The sequence below is a fragment of the Streptomyces sp. NPDC107562 genome (genome assembly GCF_055657325.1).
On record NZ_JBVKBE010000005.1, the window covers coordinates 267656 to 287768 of the forward strand.

Annotated in this window: 19 protein-coding genes and 1 pseudogene; 9 read left to right on the forward strand and 11 right to left on the reverse strand. The window is 73.4% G+C overall.

The genetic code is table 11. The features are described 5' to 3' along the window. Positions 1-178: 178 nt before the first annotated feature. The 3 genes from ACZ7LV_RS17595 (at position 179) to ACZ7LV_RS17605 (ending at position 1573) form a co-directional block, all read left to right on the forward strand. Complete coding sequence (locus ACZ7LV_RS17595) at positions 179-385, forward strand: hypothetical protein (RefSeq protein WP_471940489.1); 207 nt, start codon at positions 179-181, stop codon at positions 383-385. 91 nt (positions 386-476) lie between these two features. Then, positions 477-950: a carboxymuconolactone decarboxylase family protein gene (locus tag ACZ7LV_RS17600; RefSeq protein WP_471940261.1), complete on the forward strand. Its 474-nt coding sequence runs from the start codon at positions 477-479 to the stop codon at positions 948-950. 137 nt (positions 951-1087) lie between these two features. Then, positions 1088-1573 carry a MarR family winged helix-turn-helix transcriptional regulator gene (locus ACZ7LV_RS17605; RefSeq protein WP_471940263.1) on the forward strand — a complete coding sequence of 162 codons (486 nt, stop codon included), beginning with the start codon at positions 1088-1090 and terminating at the stop codon, positions 1571-1573. An 80-nt stretch (positions 1574-1653) separates the two neighbouring features. Here ACZ7LV_RS17605 and ACZ7LV_RS17610 read toward each other — a convergent pair whose 3' ends face one another. Continuing rightward, complete coding sequence (locus tag ACZ7LV_RS17610; protein WP_471940265.1) at positions 1654-2304, reverse strand: FMN-dependent NADH-azoreductase; 651 nt, start codon at positions 2302-2304, stop codon at positions 1654-1656. 145 nt (positions 2305-2449) lie between these two features. On the opposite strand from ACZ7LV_RS17610, the pseudogene ACZ7LV_RS17615 reads away from it, so the two are divergent. The 4 genes and pseudogenes from ACZ7LV_RS17615 to ACZ7LV_RS17630 form a co-directional block, all read left to right on the forward strand. Beyond that, positions 2450-3112, forward strand: a pseudogene (locus ACZ7LV_RS17615) (nitroreductase); the annotation flags it as partial. Positions 3113-3716: 604 nt separating this feature from the next. After that, complete coding sequence (locus tag ACZ7LV_RS17620; RefSeq protein WP_471940266.1) at positions 3717-4925, forward strand: macrolide family glycosyltransferase; 1209 nt, start codon at positions 3717-3719, stop codon at positions 4923-4925. A 3-nt stretch (positions 4926-4928) separates the two neighbouring features. Beyond that, positions 4929-5417 carry a hypothetical protein gene (locus ACZ7LV_RS17625; protein ID WP_471940268.1) on the forward strand — a complete coding sequence of 163 codons (489 nt, stop codon included), beginning with the start codon at positions 4929-4931 and terminating at the stop codon, positions 5415-5417. Next, complete coding sequence (locus ACZ7LV_RS17630) at positions 5414-6433, forward strand: hypothetical protein (RefSeq protein ID WP_471940270.1); 1020 nt, start codon at positions 5414-5416, stop codon at positions 6431-6433. Before ACZ7LV_RS17625 ends, ACZ7LV_RS17630 begins: the two co-directional genes overlap by 4 nt. A gap of 72 nt (positions 6434-6505) precedes the next feature. Here the strand turns inward: ACZ7LV_RS17630 and ACZ7LV_RS17635 are convergent, their stop codons facing one another. The 4 genes from ACZ7LV_RS17635 to ACZ7LV_RS17650 form a co-directional block, all read right to left on the reverse strand. Further along, entirely contained in the window at positions 6506-6793 is a 288-nt protein-coding gene (locus ACZ7LV_RS17635) for a barstar family protein (protein ID WP_471940272.1), read from the reverse strand. Positions 6794-6939: 146 nt separating this feature from the next. Then, positions 6940-8196 (reverse strand): wax ester/triacylglycerol synthase domain-containing protein, encoded by a 1257-nt coding sequence (locus ACZ7LV_RS17640; protein WP_471940273.1) that lies wholly within the window; start codon positions 8194-8196, stop codon positions 6940-6942. Between the two features lie 86 nt (positions 8197-8282). Continuing rightward, entirely contained in the window at positions 8283-8993 is a 711-nt protein-coding gene (locus ACZ7LV_RS17645; protein WP_471940275.1) for a sulfite exporter TauE/SafE family protein, read from the reverse strand. A gap of 215 nt (positions 8994-9208) precedes the next feature. Further along, positions 9209-12925 carry a S8 family serine peptidase gene (locus ACZ7LV_RS17650; RefSeq protein WP_471940276.1) on the reverse strand — a complete coding sequence of 1239 codons (3717 nt, stop codon included), beginning with the start codon at positions 12923-12925 and terminating at the stop codon, positions 9209-9211. A gap of 225 nt (positions 12926-13150) precedes the next feature. On the opposite strand from ACZ7LV_RS17650, the gene ACZ7LV_RS17655 reads away from it, so the two are divergent. After that, a complete protein-coding gene (locus tag ACZ7LV_RS17655) occupies positions 13151-13642 on the forward strand; it encodes a flavin reductase family protein (RefSeq protein WP_471940277.1) in 492 nt (163 codons plus the stop codon). Here ACZ7LV_RS17655 and ACZ7LV_RS17660 read toward each other — a convergent pair whose 3' ends face one another. Next, entirely contained in the window at positions 13643-14614 is a 972-nt protein-coding gene (locus ACZ7LV_RS17660; RefSeq protein WP_471940278.1) for a LysR family transcriptional regulator, read from the reverse strand. Positions 14615-14762: 148 nt separating this feature from the next. On the opposite strand from ACZ7LV_RS17660, the gene ACZ7LV_RS17665 reads away from it, so the two are divergent. Continuing rightward, on the forward strand, positions 14763-15971 hold the full coding sequence (locus ACZ7LV_RS17665; RefSeq protein WP_471940280.1) for an MFS transporter: 1209 nt from the start codon (positions 14763-14765) through the stop codon (positions 15969-15971). A 6-nt stretch (positions 15972-15977) separates the two neighbouring features. Here ACZ7LV_RS17665 and ACZ7LV_RS17670 read toward each other — a convergent pair whose 3' ends face one another. Genes ACZ7LV_RS17670 through ACZ7LV_RS17690 form a run of 5 tightly spaced genes read right to left on the reverse strand, consistent with a single transcriptional unit; the run spans position 15978 to position 20101 of the window. After that, positions 15978-16766: an endo alpha-1,4 polygalactosaminidase gene (locus ACZ7LV_RS17670; protein ID WP_471940282.1), complete on the reverse strand. Its 789-nt coding sequence runs from the start codon at positions 16764-16766 to the stop codon at positions 15978-15980. Beyond that, positions 16763-17425, reverse strand: coding sequence for a spherulation-specific family 4 protein (locus tag ACZ7LV_RS17675; protein ID WP_471940284.1), 663 nt, complete (start codon positions 17423-17425; stop codon positions 16763-16765). The genes ACZ7LV_RS17670 and ACZ7LV_RS17675 overlap by 4 nt, the downstream gene beginning before the upstream one ends. Continuing rightward, on the reverse strand, positions 17422-18348 hold the full coding sequence (locus ACZ7LV_RS17680; RefSeq protein WP_471940285.1) for an NAD-dependent epimerase/dehydratase family protein: 927 nt from the start codon (positions 18346-18348) through the stop codon (positions 17422-17424). The genes ACZ7LV_RS17675 and ACZ7LV_RS17680 overlap by 4 nt, the downstream gene beginning before the upstream one ends. A gap of 6 nt (positions 18349-18354) precedes the next feature. Beyond that, the gene (locus tag ACZ7LV_RS17685; RefSeq protein WP_471940287.1) at positions 18355-19068 is read right to left on the reverse strand and encodes a nucleotidyltransferase family protein; all 714 of its coding nucleotides are present in this window, start codon (positions 19066-19068) and stop codon (positions 18355-18357) included. Between the two features lie 31 nt (positions 19069-19099). Continuing rightward, the gene (locus tag ACZ7LV_RS17690) at positions 19100-20101 is read right to left on the reverse strand and encodes an SDR family NAD(P)-dependent oxidoreductase (protein WP_471940288.1); all 1002 of its coding nucleotides are present in this window, start codon (positions 20099-20101) and stop codon (positions 19100-19102) included. Positions 20102-20113 lie beyond the last annotated feature (12 nt).

A 20113-nucleotide genomic window follows, 5' to 3' on the forward strand; every position in this document is an offset into this window, starting at 1 on the left:
GCGACCTGCCGGAGGGGCGTGGCTCTGTCCCCCGGGGGGACCGGGGTGGGGGGGGGGGGGCACACCCCCCCACCACCACGCCAGCGGCGCGCACCTTTTTGCGGTCGCGCACATATCACCGGGCGATTCCGGGGCACCCGCCCGGCATGGCGATCGAGGGAGGGGAAAGCCCGTGCTGATGCTCGCCGTCCTGCTGCTGCCCGGTCTCAGCCTGCTGCTGATCATGATGAGCCGTATAGAGGACAAGCTCCACGAGGATCCCCAGCCCGCCCGGCACGCCCGGCGCCGCCGCCATCTGCGGCTCGTCCCCGGCGGCCTGTCGGGTGGCGGCAGGACAGACAGCACCGGCGCGGGCGAGCCGGACCCGCGGACCGCGGCGGCCTGAGCCACTCACCCCGTCCTTCGGGTCCGGGTGTCACAGGCGGTGGGGCTGCCCTGTCTGAACTGCGTACCCGGTACCCGACCAGGAGATCACCATGGAACCGCGTCTGAACTTCTTCGGCAACGCTTTCGCCGGCAAGGTGCTCCGCCACATCAACACCGCCAACAAGGTCGTCACGGAGTCCACCCTCCCGACCACCACCCAGGAACTCGTCAAGATCCGCGCCAGCCAGATCAACGGCTGCGGCTTCTGCACCGACATGCACACCAAGGACGCCACCCACGCCGGCGAAACCCAGCAACGCCTCAACCTCGTCGCCACCTGGCGCGAAGCCACCGTCTTCACCGACGCCGAACGCGCCGCCCTCGAACTCGCCGAACAAGGCACCCGCATCGCCGACGCCGCCGGCGGCGTCACCGACGAAGCCTGGCACAACGCCGCCAAGCACTACGACGAGGACCAACTCGCCGCCCTCATCTCCCTCATCGCCGTCATCAACGCCTACAACCGCATCAACGTCATCAACCAGCAGCCCGCCGGCAGCTACCAGCCCGGCCAGTTCGGCTGACCACACCGTCCGTCTCCCCGTCACCCCGACCCCCGTCGGGGAGACGGACCGCCGCGGCCGAGGGCCGTCGCACGCACGGCCGCACTTGGAATCGGACGAGACCGTATCGAGTGAAACGTGGCTGCTACTGTGCATCCATGGCAGCCGACGCACCTGACGAATCCGCCACCTCACGTGCGACCGACCGTCCGGGGGACGCCTCACCCTTCGCGCTCGGTCTGCTGCTGCGCCGGGCGCACTGGCGTGCCGCCGCGGTGATGACGGAGGCGCTTCGGCCGCTCGGCATCGAGCTGCGCCACTTCGCCGTGCTGATCGTGCTGGTGGAGCACGGGCCCACGATGCAGCGGGACTTGGCCGCCGCCACCGGGTCGGACAAGGCGGGGGTCATGCGGGTGGTGGACGATCTGGAGCGCCGGGGGCTCGCCGAACGCAAGGCCGTTCCGGGGGACCGTCGGGCGCGGGCCGTGGAGATCACGCCTGACGGCCTCGCGCTCTTCGACGCGGCCCATGTGGCCGCGGGGCCCCTGGCCGAGCGCCTGGTCGCCGAACTGGCCCCCGGGGAGCCCGAGCAACTGGCGGACCTGCTGACCCGCTTCGCCTATCCGCGCGGCGAAGAGTCCTGATCGCGCGCGGCCGACGGGGCCGTGACGGCGCCGTGTGACGACCTGGACGACGGCGTCACACGCTGCCCGCGCCCCTGGGGTCAGCGCGCGAGCCGTTCCGCGAGCGCCTTGGCCTTGGTCGCCGCGTCGGCGAACGCGCGCTCGCGGGAGGCCTCGTAGAGGGGGACGAGATCGGACATGGCCGCGGTGCGCGGGGCCATGGTCAGTTCCGGGACGATGAAGTCGGGCTCCAGGCCGAGGCTGCCCTTGAGGACGGCCTCCAGGTAGTTCTGCACGAAGTCGAAGCCCTCACGGGGCGTGCCCGGCACATAGGAGCCGCCTCGGCTGGCGACGACGGTGACCGGGGTGCCCTCGGCGGACGGCGCCTCCCCGGTGGTGCGGCCGGGCAGGATGACGTTGTCCAGCCATGCCTTGAGGGTCGACGGGATCGTGAAGTTGTACATGGGGGCGCCGATCAGGATGGCGTCCGCCCGCTCGAACTCCTCGATGAGTGTCATGCGCACGGCGAAGGCGGCGGACTGCTCCGGAGTGCGGTCCGCCGGGGCGGCGAAGGCGGCGGCGTGGGCGTCGATGCCGATGTGGGGGACCGGGGCGGCGGCGAGGTCGCGGTAGATCACCGTGCCGTCGGGGTGCTGCTCCTCCCAGGCCTTGCGAAAGGCGTCCGTGACCGCGCGGGACGCGGACAGGCCGCCCGGATACAAGGACGAGTCGATGTGCAACAGCGAGGCCATGGGCTTCCTCCGGGGTGCGGCAACCAAGGCGACAGGGCCCTGGGCTGCGGATTCCTGCTCGATGATCGTTACGGCCGAGACGGTATCGAGTGATACTATCGTGAATGCAACCAGTATGAATGCCGAGCACCGGGAGGTGGAGACGATGTCGGACGTCTATGAGGCGGTCACCAGCAGACGGGCGGTACGGGCGTTCTCCGACCGGCACGTCCCGCGGGAGGTGCTGGAGCGCGTGCTGTCCGCGGCGGCCTGGGCGCCCTCCGGGTCGAACCTTCAGCCCTGGCACACCTACGTGCTCACCGGCGAGGCGCTCGCGGAGCTCAAGAAGCGCACGGGCAGGCGGTTGGCCGCGGGCGACGCCTTCGACCAGCCGGGGTACCAGCAGTACCCACCCGTCCTGAAGTCCCCGTACCGCGAGCGCCGGTCCGCCTTCGGTGAGCAGCGCTACGGCGCGCTCGGCATCCCGCGCGAGGACCTGGAGGCCCGCCAGCGGGCGTCCGCCGAGAACTGGAACTGCTTCGGCGCGCCCGCCGCCCTGTTCTGCTACGTCGACCGCGACATGGGCCCGGCCCAGTGGTCCGACGTCGGCGGCTATCTGCAGACCGTCATGCTGCTCCTGCGCGACGAGGGTCTGGACAGCTGCCCGCAGATGGCGTGGGCGAAGTTCCACGCGTCCGTCGCGGAAATCCTGGCACCGCCGGACGATCTCCTCCTCTTCTGCGGCATGTCGATCGGCTTCGCGGACGCCGGCTCGTGGCAGCCCCGCACGGGCCGGGCGCCGCTCGACGAGACGGTCACGTTCGTCGACACGCCGGGCGCCGCGTCCCTTCGGCGTCCGCCCGAGCGGACGGCGGGCCGCGCGGCCTCGAAGCCCTCCCGGCCGCGGATCACGAGCACGGCTCCCGCGAGGCGTCCCGCGTCTCGGCCTCGGGGGGTACGGGGCGTCGTCGCGCGCCTCGGTGACGGCCTCACCCGACGCATGGGCCGGCTCGCGTCCCAGATCGGGGTGCCGCCCGCGGGCTGAGAGCCGGTCCCGATCCGTGGCGTGGCTCGGCGTGGCGTGGCAAGAGAGGTTGATCAATGAGGATTGCTTGTGGCCGGGTTCCGGTCGCAGGGGTGCGCTCGGGCTTCGGCCGCGACGCGACGCGGGGACGTGACCTCCACGGACGCCGGCCCGCGAACGACGACGTGGGTCCGGACCCGGGGCCATGTGCCCCGGTGCCGGGCCCGCGGCCCGACGGCGACTTCGGCGGGTCGCAGCGGCTGATCAGCACCGCACACCGCACGGCCGGTCGGTTCCCCGACGGGCCGCGCATCAGTGGTCCCGGTCCGTACCGGACCGAGGAGCCCCCGGAGGCATCGGCCGAACCGGGCGGCGAGGCATCGACCTATTCCTTCTCGCGGAGCGCCATGTGAGTACCATCGCTTTTCTCGGCATCGCCATGCACGGGCACGTCAACCCGACGCTGCCCCTCGTGGCGGAGCTCGTACGACGTGGCCACTCCGTCACGTACCACACCTCCCCGGCCTTCTTCGGCCGGATCGCGGCCACCGGCGCGAAGGTGTTCCTGTATCCCGGTGCCGACCAGCCGCTCCCCGATCCGCCGATCCCGCTCACCCTGATCGAGGGACTGACGGACACGGCAACCCACCTGCTGCCCACGGTGCTCGAGGACCTGCGCGAGATCCGGCCCGACCTGATCGTGCACGACAACACCTGTCCGTGGGGCGCCGTCGCCGCTCGCGAACTCGGGGTGCCGGCGGCGTCGTCGTTCACCACGTTCGCGTTCAACCGGCGGGTGCACAGCCCCACCCGCGCCTCGCGGGACCTGCTGGTCGCGGCGGCGGCCCGTCCGGGCAGCCTCGGGCGCCATCTGCGCTCACGTCTGCGACTGCGCCACGACTACAACACCAAGGGGCTGCCGTGGTTCGACATGCTGAACATCCGCCAGCCCCTCAATCTCGTCTACACCGCCCGGGAGTTCCAGCCCGCCGCCGACAGCTTCGACGACAGCTACCGGTTCGTCGGCCCCAGCATCGGCGCCCGGCCGGCGGATCCGTCGTTCTCCGTCGAGCGGCTGCACGACCCCGTGCTCTACGCCTCCCTGGGCACCGTGTTCAGCGCCGACCCCCGCATCCTGCGCAGCTTGGCGACCGCGCTCGCGCCCCTGGCCGGCACCGTGGTCGTCTCGACCGGGCAGACCGAACCCGACGCGCTGGGCCCCCTGCCGGCCAATGTGCTCGCCCGCCGCTTCGTCCCGCAGCCGGAGGTGCTCGCCCGTGCCGCGCTGTTCGTCACCCACGGTGGGATGAACAGTGTCAACGAGGCCATGTACGCCGGGGTCCCGATGCTGGTCGTGCCGTTGGGCGCCGACCAGCCGCTGGTGGCCCGCCGCGTCATGGACCTCGGCGCCGGACTCTCGCTGCCTCCCCAGGACGTCACCAAGGAGTCCGTGCGAGCCCTCGCACGGCGGCTGCTGCGCGAGGACCACTTCCGCGAGTCCGCTGCCACCCTGCGGGACGCCCTGCACGCGGCGGGCGGCTACCGGCGCGCCGCCGACGAACTCGAACGGTACGTGCGTGCGGCCGGGTCGTCCGGCGCCCCGGTGCGGCGAGGCTGAGCGATGTCACTTGTCGTCGTCCTCCTGCTGCTGCTCGCGGGGGTGTCGGAGGCCGCCGGGCGCATCCTGCCCCTGGTGGTGCGCCGGCCCGGCATGCCGCGGAGCCTCGTGGCCTCCTTGCTGCTGGCCGGCGGACTCGTCGAGGGCGTGGTGTTCGCGCTGTGGCCGCTGACCGCGTGGACCCTGGCCGAACTGGTGCTGTCCTCCCCGCCGCCCGGTGACGGGCTGGTGTGGACGCCGGGCGTGGCCGCCCCGCTGGTGCTCTCCGCCGTCCTCGCGTTCCCCTGGCTCGGCCCGGTGCTGCACCTGCTGCTCTTCGTCGGGGTCGGAGCCGGTCTCGCCGGGCCCCTCGCCACGGCCACCGAGCTCGGCTGGTGGACCGCCGTGGGGTGCGTCGCCGTCGCGGGCGCCGGACTCGGTGCCGCCGTCGAGGCCGTTCGGCGGGTCGTCGTCCGCCTCAGCGCCGCCGGAACGCGGGAGTCGCTCGCATGAACAGCTTCCTGCTCTGGGTCTTCGCGATCGGGCCCGCCCTGCTGGCCGAAGCCCTGCTGGCCCGCTACGAGGTGCTGGCCTACGGCGCCGGCTGGCGGGCCCCGGTCACCGTGCTGCCCCGGGGGGTGCCCTACGCCCGGGGCGCCGAGCCCGACACTCCCCCGCACGCCTACCTGGTCTACCTCGACGGCATCGGCAAGCGGCGCGTGCGCGACAGCAGGGACGGTGGTCAGCTGGTGAAGGCCCTGCTCGCCGGGGCGCCGGAGCTGCGGGTGCTGGGCCAGGTGCAGCCGTACTCGCCGCTCGCCGACCCGCTCGCCGACCGGCCGGTGTGGGCGTGGCTGCAGCGCCGCGTCGGACTGCTGCTCTTCCTGCACAACGTCATGCAGATCTTCGTCGCCGCCGACCGCCGCTACCGCCCGTTGTACAACCGGGCGGTCGGCTCCCAGATCGCCACGCAGCTACGGCTCGCGGGCTACCTGCCCGACAGCGGCATCCCGGTGGTGCTGCTCAGCTACAGCGGCGGCGCGCAGGTCGCCTGCGGCGCCGTCGCGGAACTGCACGCGCAACTGCGCTGCCCGCTGCTGCTGATCACGCTCGGTGGTTTCCACAACGGCGCCAACGACCTCGCCCATGCCGACCACCTCCACCGGCTGACCAGCGCCGGCGACCGGATCGAGCGGCTCGGCACCTGGATCTTCCCGCAGCGCTGGCCGCTCTTTCGGGCCAGCGCCTGGAACCGCGCCGTCCGGGCCGGGAAGATCACGTCGCACCGGCTGGACCCGGCCACGCACGTCGGTCCGCTCAGCTACATCAGCCCCGCCGCGCAGTTGCCCGACGGCCGCACCCACCTCGCCCGCACCGCGGAGACGGTGATCGCCCTCGTCCGCGCCCACCGCGGCACGACCCTGACGGCGTTCGCCGATCAGAGGTTGGGCGACCCCAGCCCAGGGCGCAGAGGTACGGGGGCCGCCCGGGCCCTGCGGCCCGGTTGGCGCAAGGCACTTCGACGCTAGGTCCCCGCGCCCCGCCGGGCCCGCTCGGCGGGGCCGGGCGGGTGATCACCACGGTCACCACGGCCCGGCGGTTCACTCCAGGCCGACGCGCATGCCGTGCTCGGCGAGGACGTCGAGGACCTCGGCGAACACGTCGTAGGGACGGCCGTCCGGGGTCAGCCTGCGGGACAGATGCTCGCGGGCCGTCGCGGAGTCCCGCCGGCGCAGGGTCGCGCGGACGGTGCCGCGCAGACAGTCGTCGACGGCGGCCAGGCAGCCGCCGAGGTAACCGCCCGGCCCGTGCACCGCTTCGCCGAGCGCGAGGCAGAGGCCGCGCAGGTCGGTGACGTGCCGCCCGTCGAGCTCATGGAGTCCGTCCATGGCGACGCACACGCCACAGGCGTCGCCGTGTGCCGTCCTCATCAGCTTGTGACGCCCCCGCGCGCCGCCCTCCGTGTGCACCAGCGCATCCTGCCCGGCTCGTGGCTCAGGACGAAGCCCTTTTCCTGGCCCCGGCCGGTCTCGTCTCAGGGGCTCGGGTGGGTGGTGACGAGTTCGTCAAGGGCGGTGCGCCAGTGGTCGCCGAGGCGGTCGATGCCGGTCAGGGCGTCGTCGTGGACGACCGTGAGCCGGGCGTTGTCCCGATACGTCGTCAGGGCGGTGTAGCAGCGCAGTCCGCCGGCCAGGGCGATGAACATGGCGGCGCGCGTGGCCCGTCGGCCCTGGTGGGTCAACTCGGGGCCGGCCTCCATGGTGGACGCCAGGGCGGGGACCGCCTCGGCGTCGGCCAGCCGCAGGGCCGCCCGCATGCCGACGGCCGGGGGCAGGCTGCGCAACAGGACGCGGGCGGCGTGCCGATGGTGGCTGCGCCGGAGGGGTCCTGTCTGGGAGATGACGTGCCGCAGAGCCCCGCGGGAGTCGCCGTGCGCGCAGGGCAGGGTCACCCGTGCGGTCACCAGCGCGTTGCCGACGGCCAGTTCCTGACCCGGCGCCCGCACCGAGAGGGGCATCGAGATCGGCATCGGGGGGTGCGTCCGGCCGGTGCGCTCCTCGTGCCAGCGTCGGACGGCCTGCGAAAGGGCCGCCAGATAGACGTCGTTGACGGTGCCGCCGTGAAGGCGGCGCGCCGCGTGCAGCCGGTCCAGGGGGGCGTCGGCGTGGAACATGCTGTGCGTCCCGCCGGGGGCGCCGGCGAAGGCCGGCGGCACCTCCGGTGAGCGCAGGGCCCGCAGCGCCTGCCCCGTCACCGACGTGAACCCGCGCACGCCGGGGGTCACCGCGGGATGCATCCGTGGCCGCCAGCCGGGCCGGTCGTCCAGCAGGGCACGGGTGATGCAGACGGCGGCGGCGCCGTCCCTGAGCGCGTGGTCGGAACGGAAGCACAGCGAGTGGCCCCGCGCCCTGGGGATCAGCCACAGGTCCCATGGCGGCCGGCTCGACGTCAGCGGAGTAGTGATCATCCTGCGGTCGGCCGCCCGGTCCGCGTCGTCCGGGCTCTCGTACTCCTCCCGCGTGAGGTCGAGCCGGTGCACGTGCTCGTCCACCGCGAGCGCGGTGACCGCCCGCAGCCTCCTCTCGTCACCGTCGACCTGGTAGTGCAGGGAGGCGATGTCCGCGACGCGTTCGGCGACCCGGGCGCGCAGGCTGGACAGGGTCGGGGCGGGACCCTCGAAGTCGAGCATGATGCCCATGGGCAGCGGACCGGCGGCCACCGCGCGGAAGGCCCGGTCGACCGCCCCCAGGTTCCTGGGTGGACGAGGCGAGGTCGAAGGGGGCGGCTGCATGGCGGACCTCTCGGAACGTGACTGACGGGTCGTCTGGCGTACAGCCTGGCAGGAACATCCGCGGCACGGAAAACCCACCGGCCGGGTCAGAACCCCAGCATCAGCACCGCCCCCGACACCAGCGCGAACACCAGCACGAACAACCGCATCCTGCGGCCGTCCAGGCGCCCGTGCGTCACGCGGCTGAGCCACGCGCCCGCCGCGATCGCCGGGAGCAGCGCCGCCGCCTGGGTGAGTTCCGCCGGTTGGGCCTTCCCCGCGGCCAACAGCAGTGCCAGGGAGGCGACTTCACCGACCAGGAAGCACGCCGCGACGGTGGAGCGCAGTTCGGCCGGCGGCCGGTGCTGGTAGACGAGCGCGAGCGGGGGGCCGCCGACCCCCGTCGCGGTCTCCGTCAGTCCGGTGACGGCGCCCGCGCCGACGTAGGCGGCCCGTCCGGGTGTGAAGGCGGGCGCGGCGAGGCTCACGGCGGCCGCGAGGACGGTGGCGGCGCCGACGAACAGGCCGAGACTCCGTTCCGGGATCAGCCGGAGCAGGGCCAGCCCGGCGGGGGTGGCGGCGAGCCGCGACCCGATGATCCAGCCCGCGCCCCGCAGATCGAGCGACGCCCGTTCGCGCCAGGCCACGTACAGGTTGAGGGGGATCATCGACGCCAGCACGAAGACCGGGACCAGACCGGGGTCGAGGATCCCGGCCACCGGCGCGACGATCAGTGCGAAGCCGAGCCCGCTGCTGCCCTGGACGAACGCCGCGGCGGCCACCGTCAGGGCGAGGACCGCCAGGGTCTGGGTACTCACCGTGCCGCACTCCGCTCCCGCGCCCGCGAGGGCGGCGCGTGCCGGCATCCGTCATCGCGGTTCCCGTCGCTTCGGCCGTCAGTATGTGAGGGCTTGAACCCACGGTCAAGATTCGGGCGGCTGCGGTGCTGCAAGCGTGCAACGAGGGCCGGCCGGACGGCGAAGGGCGGGGCCGCTGGATGCGGTCCCGCCCGTGCGCGTGCTGCTCCGGGACGTCAGCGCAGGCCGAAGGCCCGGATGATCGTCTGGGTGACGGTGTTGTCGGCGCTGTCCCTGCCGGTGACCCGGAGGGTGACGAAGCCCGCGCTCCTCGGGGCCTTCAGGCTCGTGCGCCAGCCGTCACCGTGACGGACCACGTCCGACCGGTGCCAGGTCGTCCCGTCGTCGTAGGAGACCTCGACGGAGAGCTTCCCGACGGTCGCGGCCGTCCCCGGCAGATGCGAGGCCGTCACCGTCAGTCCGGCGCGCCGGTCGGCCCGGCCGGCCTTGTCGGTGTCCACGTCGTAGTCCAGCTGGATCAGCGGGAGCGCCTCGGCCGACTCGGTACCGGTGACACCGGAGGTGAAGGTCCACTCGGTCGAGGTGTGCGTCGAGTACGGGTGCTCCCAGGCGCCGCGGTCGTTGTCGATCACCAGCCGGTAGGGCAGGCGCTCGGCGGAGAGTTCGGGAGTCGTGAGCCGCTCGGCGTTGCCCCAGTCGAGCTCGCGGTCGCCCTGGTGCAACGACACCCGGTTGACCGCGTCGAAGTTGCCGTACGCGTCCCCGACGTGGCCCGCACCGGAGTCCCCCCAGCCCGGGGCGGGGACGTACATCGTGTCGAGGTAGCGCACCGGCTGGAAGCCACGCGCGCTCATCCGGGGCCGCTGGACCGGGCCGAACCACTTGACGTCAGCGGTCCTGCGGGGCGCGTGGCGCAGGACGTCGATCGACTGCTGTCCGGTCTCCCCCACGACGTGGGCGGCCTCCACCCAGTCCACGCCGGCGGTGACCCAGTCGGTCCGCTCCCCCTGGGCGGGCGCCGCGAGCTGGTTGCCGGCCGTCCAGCCCTCCCACAGGTCGTAGCGGAACTCGTTGGCCTTGCCGGGCCGGGGGTTGCGGAAGGAGACGTCCACCCGGCCCAGTTCGCGCGGCTCCACGCGCCAGGTCGGGTCCGCCGGGACCGCGCCGCTCCAGTGCCGCACCACGTCGTAGGCGTAGTCGGTGGTGGGATGCGAGGTCACCTTCAGGGCGACCGCGCCGCGGCGCAGCCGGTCGATCAGGTCGGCGCCCTGGTCGGCGTCGAGCGTCGCCACCGTCAGCGGGGCCGGACTCGCCGGGCTGAAGGGGTGTTCGTCCCAGGGCTGCAGCCGGCCGATGCCGTCGTTCACGACGAGGAGCAGCCGCGCGCCGGCGGCCGCGGCGGCCTCCGCCTGCTCCCGGATCTCGCTCATGTCGCCGCACCGCACCACGACGGCCTTGCCGCGCACGTCGTGCCGGGCCAGGGCCTCGGGCGTCCCCGCGTCGGCGAAGACCGCCTTCAGGGTCCTGGTCCCGGCCGGGAGCGGCTGGGCGGCGCGCTTGACCAGCGGGTCGTCGTAGGTTCGGGTCCCCGTGCCCACGGTGAGCGCCGGCTGTTCCAGGCGGAAGCGGGCACCGAAGTCGAAGGCCCCCTCCGTGACCTTCCGGCCGGTCGGCAGCGCCCAGATGCTGTCGTAGGCCGGCGAGGGCAGCATGGAGCTCGCGAACAGGCTGTCGCCGAAGGACCGTTGGACGTCCAGGCGGGGTGCGACGGCGGTGGTCTGCCGGGGTGCGCGCGCGAGGATCCGGCGCGCCTCGCGGGCGTCCAGGGTGACCGTGCGGTCCTGGTCGAGCCGGACGTCGTTGAAGGCGAGCAGCGCCATGCCCAGCGAGTGGGGTCCCTCGGCCCCCGCCACGTCGGCGGTGAGCCATCCGTTGTAGCTGCCCTCGGGCAGCCGGGCCGTGCCGCTGCCGGACGCGTCGAGGTCCAGGACCTCGAAGCGGCCCTTGGACAGGAGGTAGACCCGGCCGGACAGCGGCCGGCCCGCACGGTCCTTGGCGACGAAGGTCAGGTCGCGCCGCAGTCCCTCCCGGGCCCCGCCGATCAGGGTGCGGGCCCGGACCTCACCGGCACCGTCGGTGGCGGTGATCATGCCGCTGACCGGCCGGTCGGCGGGAAGCAGCGGAAGGTCCGCGGTCAGGGAGACCGAGGCGGTGCCGTGGGCGGGCACGGTGATCCGGCCCTCGGAGAGGCCGAACAGCCCCGCCGGGGCGGTGTCGGCGTCGATCGCGAGGTCCAGGTCGACCGGGGCGTCCCCGACGTTGGTGTACGTCACCTCGCGGACGTCGGTCTCTCCCGGCTTCGCGGGCCAGGTGTGGAAGCCGGAGTAGGCGCTGACGGTCGCGAAGACCGAGGCACGCACCGCCGCGGCGGCGTCGAGCCGTCCGGCGCCCGCCTGGTACGGCGTGTACGCCGGGGTGGCCTCGGCGCTGCTGACCAGCGCCTCCTTCAGGCGCGCGCCGGTCCAGTCCGGGTGCACCGCGGCCAGCAGCGCGGCGGCGCCGGCGACGTGCGGTGTCGCCATCGACGTGCCGCTCATCGTGGTGTAGTGGCCCGTGCCGCCCCGCTGGTAGTGGGTGCGCGCCGCCAGGATGTCGACGCCCGGCGCGGTGATCTCGGGCTTGAGGCCGGCGTCGCCGTCACGCGGGCCCTGGCTGGAGAACTCGGCGAGCCGGTCCGCCGCGTCGACGGCGCCCACGGTGAGCGCCGAGTCCGCGGCACCGGGGCTGGTGACGGACTTCGGGCCGCCGTTGCCCGCGGCGACGACGAACAGCGCGCCCGTCTCGCGGCTGAGCCGGTCGACGGCCTCGCTCATCGGGTCGGTGTGGTCCCCGCCGCCGCCGAGGCTCATGTTGACGACCTTGGCCTGCTGGTCCCGGGCGGCCCATTCCATGCCCGCGATGATCCAGGACTCCTGGCCCCGGCCCTCGTTGTCGAGGACCTTGCCGATGCCCAGCCGGGCGCCGGGGGCGACGCCACGCTCCTTGCCCTCGGAGGCGCTGCCGGTGCCGGCGATCGTCGAGGCGACGTGCGTGCCGTGCCCGTGGTAGTCGGTGACGTCCTCCTCGTAGGGGACGAAGGTGGCACGGGCGTCGATCTGTTCGGCGAGATCGGGGTGTTCGGGGTCCACGCCGGTGTCGAGGACCGCGACCTTCACGTCCTTGCCGGTGTTCCCCTTCTCCCACACCTGCGGCGCGCCGACCTGCGCGGTCGACTCCGACAGGTCGGCCCGCACCCTGCCGTCCAGCCACACCTTGGCGATGCCGTTCGTGAAGGCGGGCCGCGCGCCACGGGCCGCCGCCGGGGCCGGGTCGCCGGTGAGCGCGGACCAGAACACCGTCGCCTTCTCGCGGTTCTGGGCCAGGGACGCGCCCTGCATGCTGTTCAGCCGGCGCACGACGGTCGCGCCCGCCACGGCCGGCCGGGTCCGTGACCTCGCCGCGGCGTCGGTGTAGCGCACGATGAGCGGTAGCCGGTCGGCGTGCGCGTCGTCGTAGCCGTCGGCGATCAACTGCGTCACGTTGAACAGCCGTTTGTCGAGCTTTCCGGCGCTGACGTAGGGCAGGACGGAGTCCGGGTAGACGTAGGTCGCGCCGTCGAGGACCGCGCGGTGGTAGCCGGTGGTGGTGCCGTTCGCGCCCTCGAAGGACCGGACGACGGTGCCGTCGGCGGCGGTGCCGATGGTCACCTTGTCGCCGGTGATCAGCGTGACGGTGTGGGTGCTGCCGTTGCCGGGTGACCGTGGTGCGGTGCCGGCGGACGGCTCGGCACCGGCCGGGTGCCCGGGTACGGCGGTCGCGGCCGGTACGGCCCCGAGAACCAGGGCCGCGACCGCGCCGAGCGCCAGCAGGCCGGGCCTGGGGTGGGGAACCATGCGCAAGAGGACTCCTCAGACCGTGGTGAAGAGTGGAAGACCCTGATCGTCGGGCCGCCCCCGACCGTGCTCAAGAGCCGGGTGGCGTCGCGGTTGTGCCATGGCGCAGTTGCGACGCGGGACGCGTCCGGTGGCCGCGACTGCTCGGGCCGGCAAAGGAAGCCGTTTTCGGGGCACTTGTGGGTCGCACGGTCGCACGCTGCACGGAGCAGGAGGGGTTCGAACATGCCGCACATGGACGACTTCACGGACCGGCTCGATCCCGACATGTGCGTGGTGACCGCCGTGGCGGGCGGGGAACGCGCCGGATGCCTCGTCGGGTTCGCCTCGCAGTGCTCCCTGCGCCCGGTGCGGTTCGTGGTGTGGCTGTCGGAGGCGAACCGCACCTTCCGGGTGGCGCGGTCCGCGCGGTTCCTGGCCGTCCATCTGCTGGGCCCGGAGCAGTTGGGGCTGGCGGAGATCTTCGGCGGGCGGACCGGCGACGACGGGCACGACAAGTTCCGGGACGTCCGGTGGCGACCCGGGCACGGCGGCAGCGCGGTGCTGGAGGACGCCGAGGCGTGGTTCGTCGGACGGGCCCTGGAGCGGGTCGGCGGAGGCGATCACGTCGGTTTCGTCCTCGACCCGGTCGAGTGGGGCGGGCGGGACGCCTCCGGCGGGCCGCTGCTCCGGCTCAGTGACACCTACGGCATCGAGCCCGGCCACCCCGTGGACTGATCAGCGCGACGACACCCGGTCCCGCGGCCCCTGCGGTGTCCGGTCCGGTGTCCACTCCGGCACCCAGGTCCCGGCGGCGTCGTGGCCGTCCGCCATGGCGGCGAGATGGGCACGGAGGGTGGCCAGCGCCGGGTGCGGGTCGTCGCGGCGCCACACGAGGGAGTGCGGGTAGACGGGTGTCGGGCCGGTCACCGGGATGCGGCGCAGTCCGTGGCCGGCGGGCCAGACGAGCCGGGTGTGCCCGCCCATGAACGTGGCCAGGGCCGGGGTGTCGGCGACGGTGTCGAGGAGCGCGTCGGAGCCGAAGTTGGGGCCGGTCGCCTCGATGGTGAGGCCGAACGCGGCGACGAGGTCGTCGTAGTAGGCGGCCCACTCGGTTCCGGGGACGATGCCGGGCATCCAGATCCGGTGCCCCACGAGCTCGGCGAGGGTCACCGCACGTGCGCCCGCCAGCGCGTGCGCGGGGCCGGTGAGGAGCTGGAGCGGTTCGTCCAGCACCCGGACGGAGGCGATGTCCTCGGGCAGGGGCCGGCCGGGCGCGCCGACGGCGCGGAAGGACGCGTCGACGGCGCCGGAGCGGATCGCGGCGACGGCCGTCTCGATGTCGAACAGCATCACCACGTCGAGCTCGATCTCGGGGTACGCCCGGTGGAAGCCGCGCAGGAGGCCCGACGCGGCGCCGCGCGAGGCGATGATGTCGACGCGCAGCGGGCGGCGGGCGGTGTGCACGGAGGCGACGGCCCGCTCGGCGACGCGCAGCAGTTCGCGGGCGTGGGGAAGGAACGCCTGGCCGTCGATGGTGAGTTCGGCGCCGCGCGGGGTGCGCGTGAACAGCCGCACCCCGAGGTGGCGCTCCAGCGAGGCGATGCGCTTGGAGACGGCCTGCTGAGTGACGGCGAGCTCGGCCGCGGCCTCCTGGAACCGCCCCGCGTCGGCGGCGACGACGAACGTGCGGACGGTGTCGAGGTCCATGCCGACACCCTAGGGGCACAACCACTGGTTGTGGCACACCGGCTCCATGGTTGTTTGACCGCGGTTGACGACGCTCGTTTTGATACCTCCGGTCGCGCATCGGTTGTACATGTCCGTTGTGCATGGCGGAGGGCGAGGGGCGTCGGTCATGGGGTACGGGCAGCGGCTGGGCCGGCGATTCGGGTGGCTGTGGGCAGCGTACGGAACCAGTGCGATCGGCACCTGGCTCGCCTTCGGCGCGTTCCCGTTGATCGCCCTCCAGGTGCTGCACGCCGGGCCGGCCGGGGTCGCGGCGCTCTCCGCCGTGGGGGCCGCGGTGGGCGCGGCCGTGGCGGTGCCGCTCGGCCCGTGGGTGGAGTTCCGCCGCAAGCGGCAGGTGCTGATCGCGACGGACCTGGTGCGGTGCGCCGCGCTGCTGACGGTCCCCGCCGCGTACGCCCTCGGCGCGCTCACCTTCCTTCAGCTCCTGCTGGTCTCGGTGATCGTCGCGGCGGCCGACATCACCTTCCGCGCCGCCTCCGGCGCCTACCTGAAGACGCTGCTGCCGGCCGAGCACCTGCTCGTGGCCAACGCCCGGTTCGAGTCCACGGCCTGGACGGCAACGATCGTCGGGCCGCCGCTGGGCGGTGCGGCGATCGGCTTCCTCGGTCCGACGGTCACCGTGATGGCCGACGCGGTCAGCCATCTGGCCTCGGCCCTGGGCATCCGCGCGATCGGCGGGCACGAGCCGCCGCCCGAGCCCCGCGCGGCCGCGCGCCTGCGGGCCTTTGACCTGCTGGACGGCTGGCGGTACATCCTCGCCGACGCCACCCTTCGTCCGCTGTTCTTGAACACCGCGCTCTTCAACGGACTGGTGATGGCCGTCTCACCGCTGCTGGCCGTCCTGATGCTCGGGCACCTCGGCTTCGCGCCGTGGCAGTACGGCCTGGCCTTCGCCGCGCCCTCGATCGGCGGGCTGCTCGGCGCCCGGCTGGCCCCGCGCCTGGTCACCCGGTTCGGGCAGCACCGGGTCCTGGTCACGGCCGGGGCGCTGCGCGCGGCCTGGCCCGTCGGCCTGGCCTTCCTCGGGCCGGGCACCGGCGGGCTGCTGCTGGTGACGGGCGTCGAGTTCGCGCTCATCCTCTGCTGCGGTGTCTTCAACCCCGTCCACGCCACCTGCCGCCTGGAGCGCACCCCGACCGACCGGGTGACCCGCACCCTGACCGCCTGGGCGGTGACGACCCGGGCGTCGACCGCGCTCCTGACGGCCCTCTGGGGCGTGCTCGGCGGCCTGCTCGGCCCGCGCACGGCGATCGGCCTGGCGGGTGTGCTCCTGCTGGCGACCCCGCTGCTGCTCCCCCGCCGCGCCGCCGCGTGACCGCGCTCAGCACGGTTCGCGCCAGGTGCCCAGCTCCAACTTCTTGCGCATCGACGACAACCGCAGGTGCCGGGCCTGTGCGCAGAAGCTTCCGGTGGGCCGCGCGTACTCCACGTGGAAGACCGCCTTGCCGGCGGCGATGAAGGGTGCGAGGAGCGCGCACTCGTCGAACTGCGCGCACTCCTCGTTCACGGCGAAGTCGAAGTCGTCGAGCAGGTGGGGGATCTGGGCCAGGTCGTTCTTGAGACCCACGGCAAGGCCGCGCTCGTGGGCGATCTCGGCGATCATGCGGTTGTAGCGGAGCTGGTCGCTCGCGGTCAGGGGGAATCCGGTGTCGTTCGCCCAGCCCTCCACCAGGTCGGGTTCCACGGCGTCGAAGCCCTTGTCGCGGCACATGTCGAAGCGGCGTTCCATGAGGGGCCGCAGGACGCCGATGCGGCGGATGTCGAGCCAGCGTTCGCCGTGCCAGCCGTTGGGCCTGCCCAACAGGGAACGCGGGAAGGCCTTCTGGTCGGGACGGTAGTCCTCCCAGGCGCCGACGTTGATGTAACAGATCACCTTGCGGCCGTCGCGGTGCAGGCGGGCCACGTCGTCGGCGCTGTTCTCGAAGCCGTCGATGTCGTAGACGGGCACGTCGACGGACGGGTCGACCTTGCCGTCGAGCTGCCACTGCCAGGCGAGTCCCGGGCGCGGCTGCCACAGCGCGCGGGGCGCGCGCTCGGGCTCCTCCGAGCATCCGGCGAGGGCGGCCAGGAGCAGCAGCACGGCCGTGAACGCCGCGACCGGCCCTCTCATCGGTCCGCCTCGGCCAGTGCGGGGGTCAGCCCCGACCAGGGGTTGGGCGGTTCGCCCGTCACCGGCCCGCACACCGCCGCGCCACGCTGGAGCGCGGTGCGCACGGCGAGCGGAACCAGCGGGGCGGGCACGCCGTAGACCAGGTGGCAGAACCGTTCGGGCGGCTGCCGCTCGGTCCACGTCGGGCGGCTGAACGAGGTGACGTACGTGGACCAGTGGCCCTCGAAGGTGACGGTCAGGTCGGCGAGGGCCACGTAGCCGGGGGCGGGGTGGACGCCCGGGTTGAGGACCACGGTCGACACGCCCAGCTTGCGCAGGGAGCGCACCAGACGGCGGCAGGCCGGCAATCCGTCGGGGTCCGCCGTCGTCCGGTCGAGGAAGCAGCCGTCCGCGGCGTACCACTCCTGGTGCCGGCGCATGTCGGCGATCACCTGCGCCGGTTCGCGCGCCCCGTAGTCCGTGTCGACGTAGCCGAGCAGCCGGGCCCCCGCCGCGCGCAGCGCCTGCGCGGCGGCGAGGAACGCCGGGTCCTTCACCTCACCGGGTCCGTTCGCGGGGTTGAGCACGACCGCGTGGGTGCGCGCGGCGCAGGTGATGAGGCGGTGCCACGCGCCCGGGTCCTCGGCCGGATGGACGTAGAGCGGGATCAGCAGGCTCACGGTGCCGGTACCCCTTCGGGGCGCGGGGACCGGGCCGCGCGAGCCGCCCACAGGGCCGCCACCGACGCGTCGAGGTCGTGCGCCGGCCGCCAGCCGAGGGTGTCGCGTGCGGCGGTGATGTCGGAGCACTGCCAGGACACCTGGGCGGAGCGCGCGGATCCGCCGCCGCCCGCTTCGGTGATGCGGCCCCTGAACCCGGCGGCCGTCGCCAGCCCCCGCACCAGGTCCCGTACCGGGACCGCCTCACCGCCCCCGATGTTGAGAAGGGGCGGCAGCGGACCCCCGGCGGTGGCCGCGAGTTCCGCCGCGGCGGCCACGTCGCGCACGTCCACGAAGTCGCGGTGCGCCGAGAGGTCGCCGAGCCGAAGCGTCGCGTCCGGATCGCACCCGGCCTCGCCGAGCAGCGCGGCGACCCGCCCGGGCAGCCCGGTGGGCGGGGCTCCCGGTCCCACCGGGTTCCCCACCCTCAGCACCACCGCGTCCAGACCCGACGCGGTCACCGCCACCGTGCCCGCCAGCTTGGTCGCGCCGTAGGGCCCGACCGGGCAGGCCGGGTCCGACTCCCGCACCCGCAGGCCCTGCGTGCCAGGACCGTACTCGGCTGCCGAGCCGAGATGGACCAGGCGGGCCGCGGGAGCCGCCTCCCGCAGTGCGGCGCACAGCGCGGCGGGGCCGCGCGCGTTGACCTCCGCGAGGGTGACGGCGTCGCCCCCGGTCGCGCCCGCGCAGTTGACGACGGCCGCGGGCGCGGCCGCGGCCAGCGCCTCGGCCAGTTCGCGCGGGCCGCCACGGGCGAGGTCGACGGCGACGTCGGCGTCGGGTGAGCGGCCGCCGACGAGCAGGTGCGTGCCGGGGCGGGCACGCAGCCGCTCGACGACGTGTCCGCCCAGGTAGCCGGTGGCGCCGAGGACGAGGATGCGCATCAGTGCTCAGGCTCCCTTGAGCAGCAAGGACTTGCGGCTGGTGAACTCCGCGTTGGCCCGGTCGTAGTCGTCGGGGCGCCCGATGTCCAGCCAGTAGCCTTCGAACTCGTAGGCGTGCGGCGGCTGTCCGGCCGCGAGCAGATCCAGCACCAGCTCGTCGAAGCCCAGCGGAAGTCCGGGCGTGTAGCCGTCGAGGGTGTCCCGCGAGACACCGTAGACGCCCATGGACACCCGGTAGTCGATGCTGGGCTTCTCGGTGAAGGCGACCACGCGGCTGTCGTCGGTCGTCAGCACGCCGAAGTCGATGTGCACCTTGCGGGCGTACGTGGCGATGGTCAGCGGCGCCGCCGACTCCTCGTGCCGGCGCAGCACGTCGGCGTAGTCGAGGTCGGTGAGCACGTCGCCGTTCATGACCAGGAAGTGCTCCGGGAGACGCTCGCGCAGGTTGAGCAGCGGGCCCATGGTGCCGAGCGGGCTCTCCTCGGTGGCGTAGTCGACTCTCATGCCCCACTGCGCGCCGTCGCCGACATAGGCGCGGATGATCTCGCCCAAGTGGCCTATGGCGATGGTGCAGTGGGTGAAACCGGCCGTGGACAACTGGCGCAGCACGATCTCCAGGATGGCGTGCTGGTCGCCGATGGGGACCAGGGGCTTGGGCAGCGCCGTGGTGTACGGCCGCAGCCGAACGCCCTTTCCTCCGGCCAGGATGACTGCGTGCATGGCATACCTCCTGCGAGTACGTCCGGTCGGGTCAGATGTTGTAGATGCCGGTCTTGTAGCGGGCGAGGTTGGCCGGATCGGCGAACCACCGCGCGGTGCGCGAGAGTCCCTCCTCCAGCGTGTGACCGGGCCGCCAGCCGGTCGCCGCCGTCAGCCGGGTCGCGTCGGCGACGAGGCGCATCACCTCGGAGGCCGCGGGGCGCAGGCGTTCGGCGTCCTCACGGACGTCGAGGGGGGCGTCCATGACCTTGCCGATCAGCGCGACCAGGTCGCCGACGGAGATCTCGCCGCCGGTCCCGGCGTTGAAGGTGCGGCCCACGACCTGCTCGGCCGGGGCGGTGCCCACCGCCAGGAAGGCCTGCGCGGTGTCCTCGACGTAGGTGAAGTCCCGGGTGGGCCGCAGGTCGCCGAGGGTGATGGTGCGCTGCCCGGCCGCCACCTGGCCGACGACGGTGGGGATCACCGCGCGCATCGACTGGCGCGGGCCGAAGGTGTTGAAGGGCCGCAGCGTCACGACGGGGGTGCCGAAGCTGGCGTGGTAGCTGTCGGCCAGCCGGTCGCCCCCTGCCTTCGAAGCGGCGTACGGGGACTGGGTGTTGATGGGGTGGTCCTCGGTGATCGGCACGGTCTGCGCGGTGCCGTAGGTCTCGCTGGTCGAGGTGTGCACCATGCGCGGTGTGCCCAGCGCGCGTACCGCCTCCAGCACGTTGAGGGTGCCGGTGACGTTGGTGTCCACGTAGCTGTGCGGGGCCTGGTAGGAGTACGGGATCGCGATGAGCGCGGCCAGGTGGTAGGCGCAGTCGGCGCCGTCGAGCAGTCCGCGTACCGAGCCGGGATCTCGTACGTCGCCGAGGACGATCTCCACCTGGTCGAGTACGTCGGCGGGCAGGGTCTCCAGCCATCCGTAGGAGGAGAAGGAGTTGTACTGGGCCATGGCCCTGACGCGGTGTCCGGAGGCGACGAGCGCCTCGGTGAGGTGCGAGCCGATGAATCCTTCGGCTCCGGTGACGGCGGCGAGCGGTGCGGAGGTCAACTCTTCGGTTCC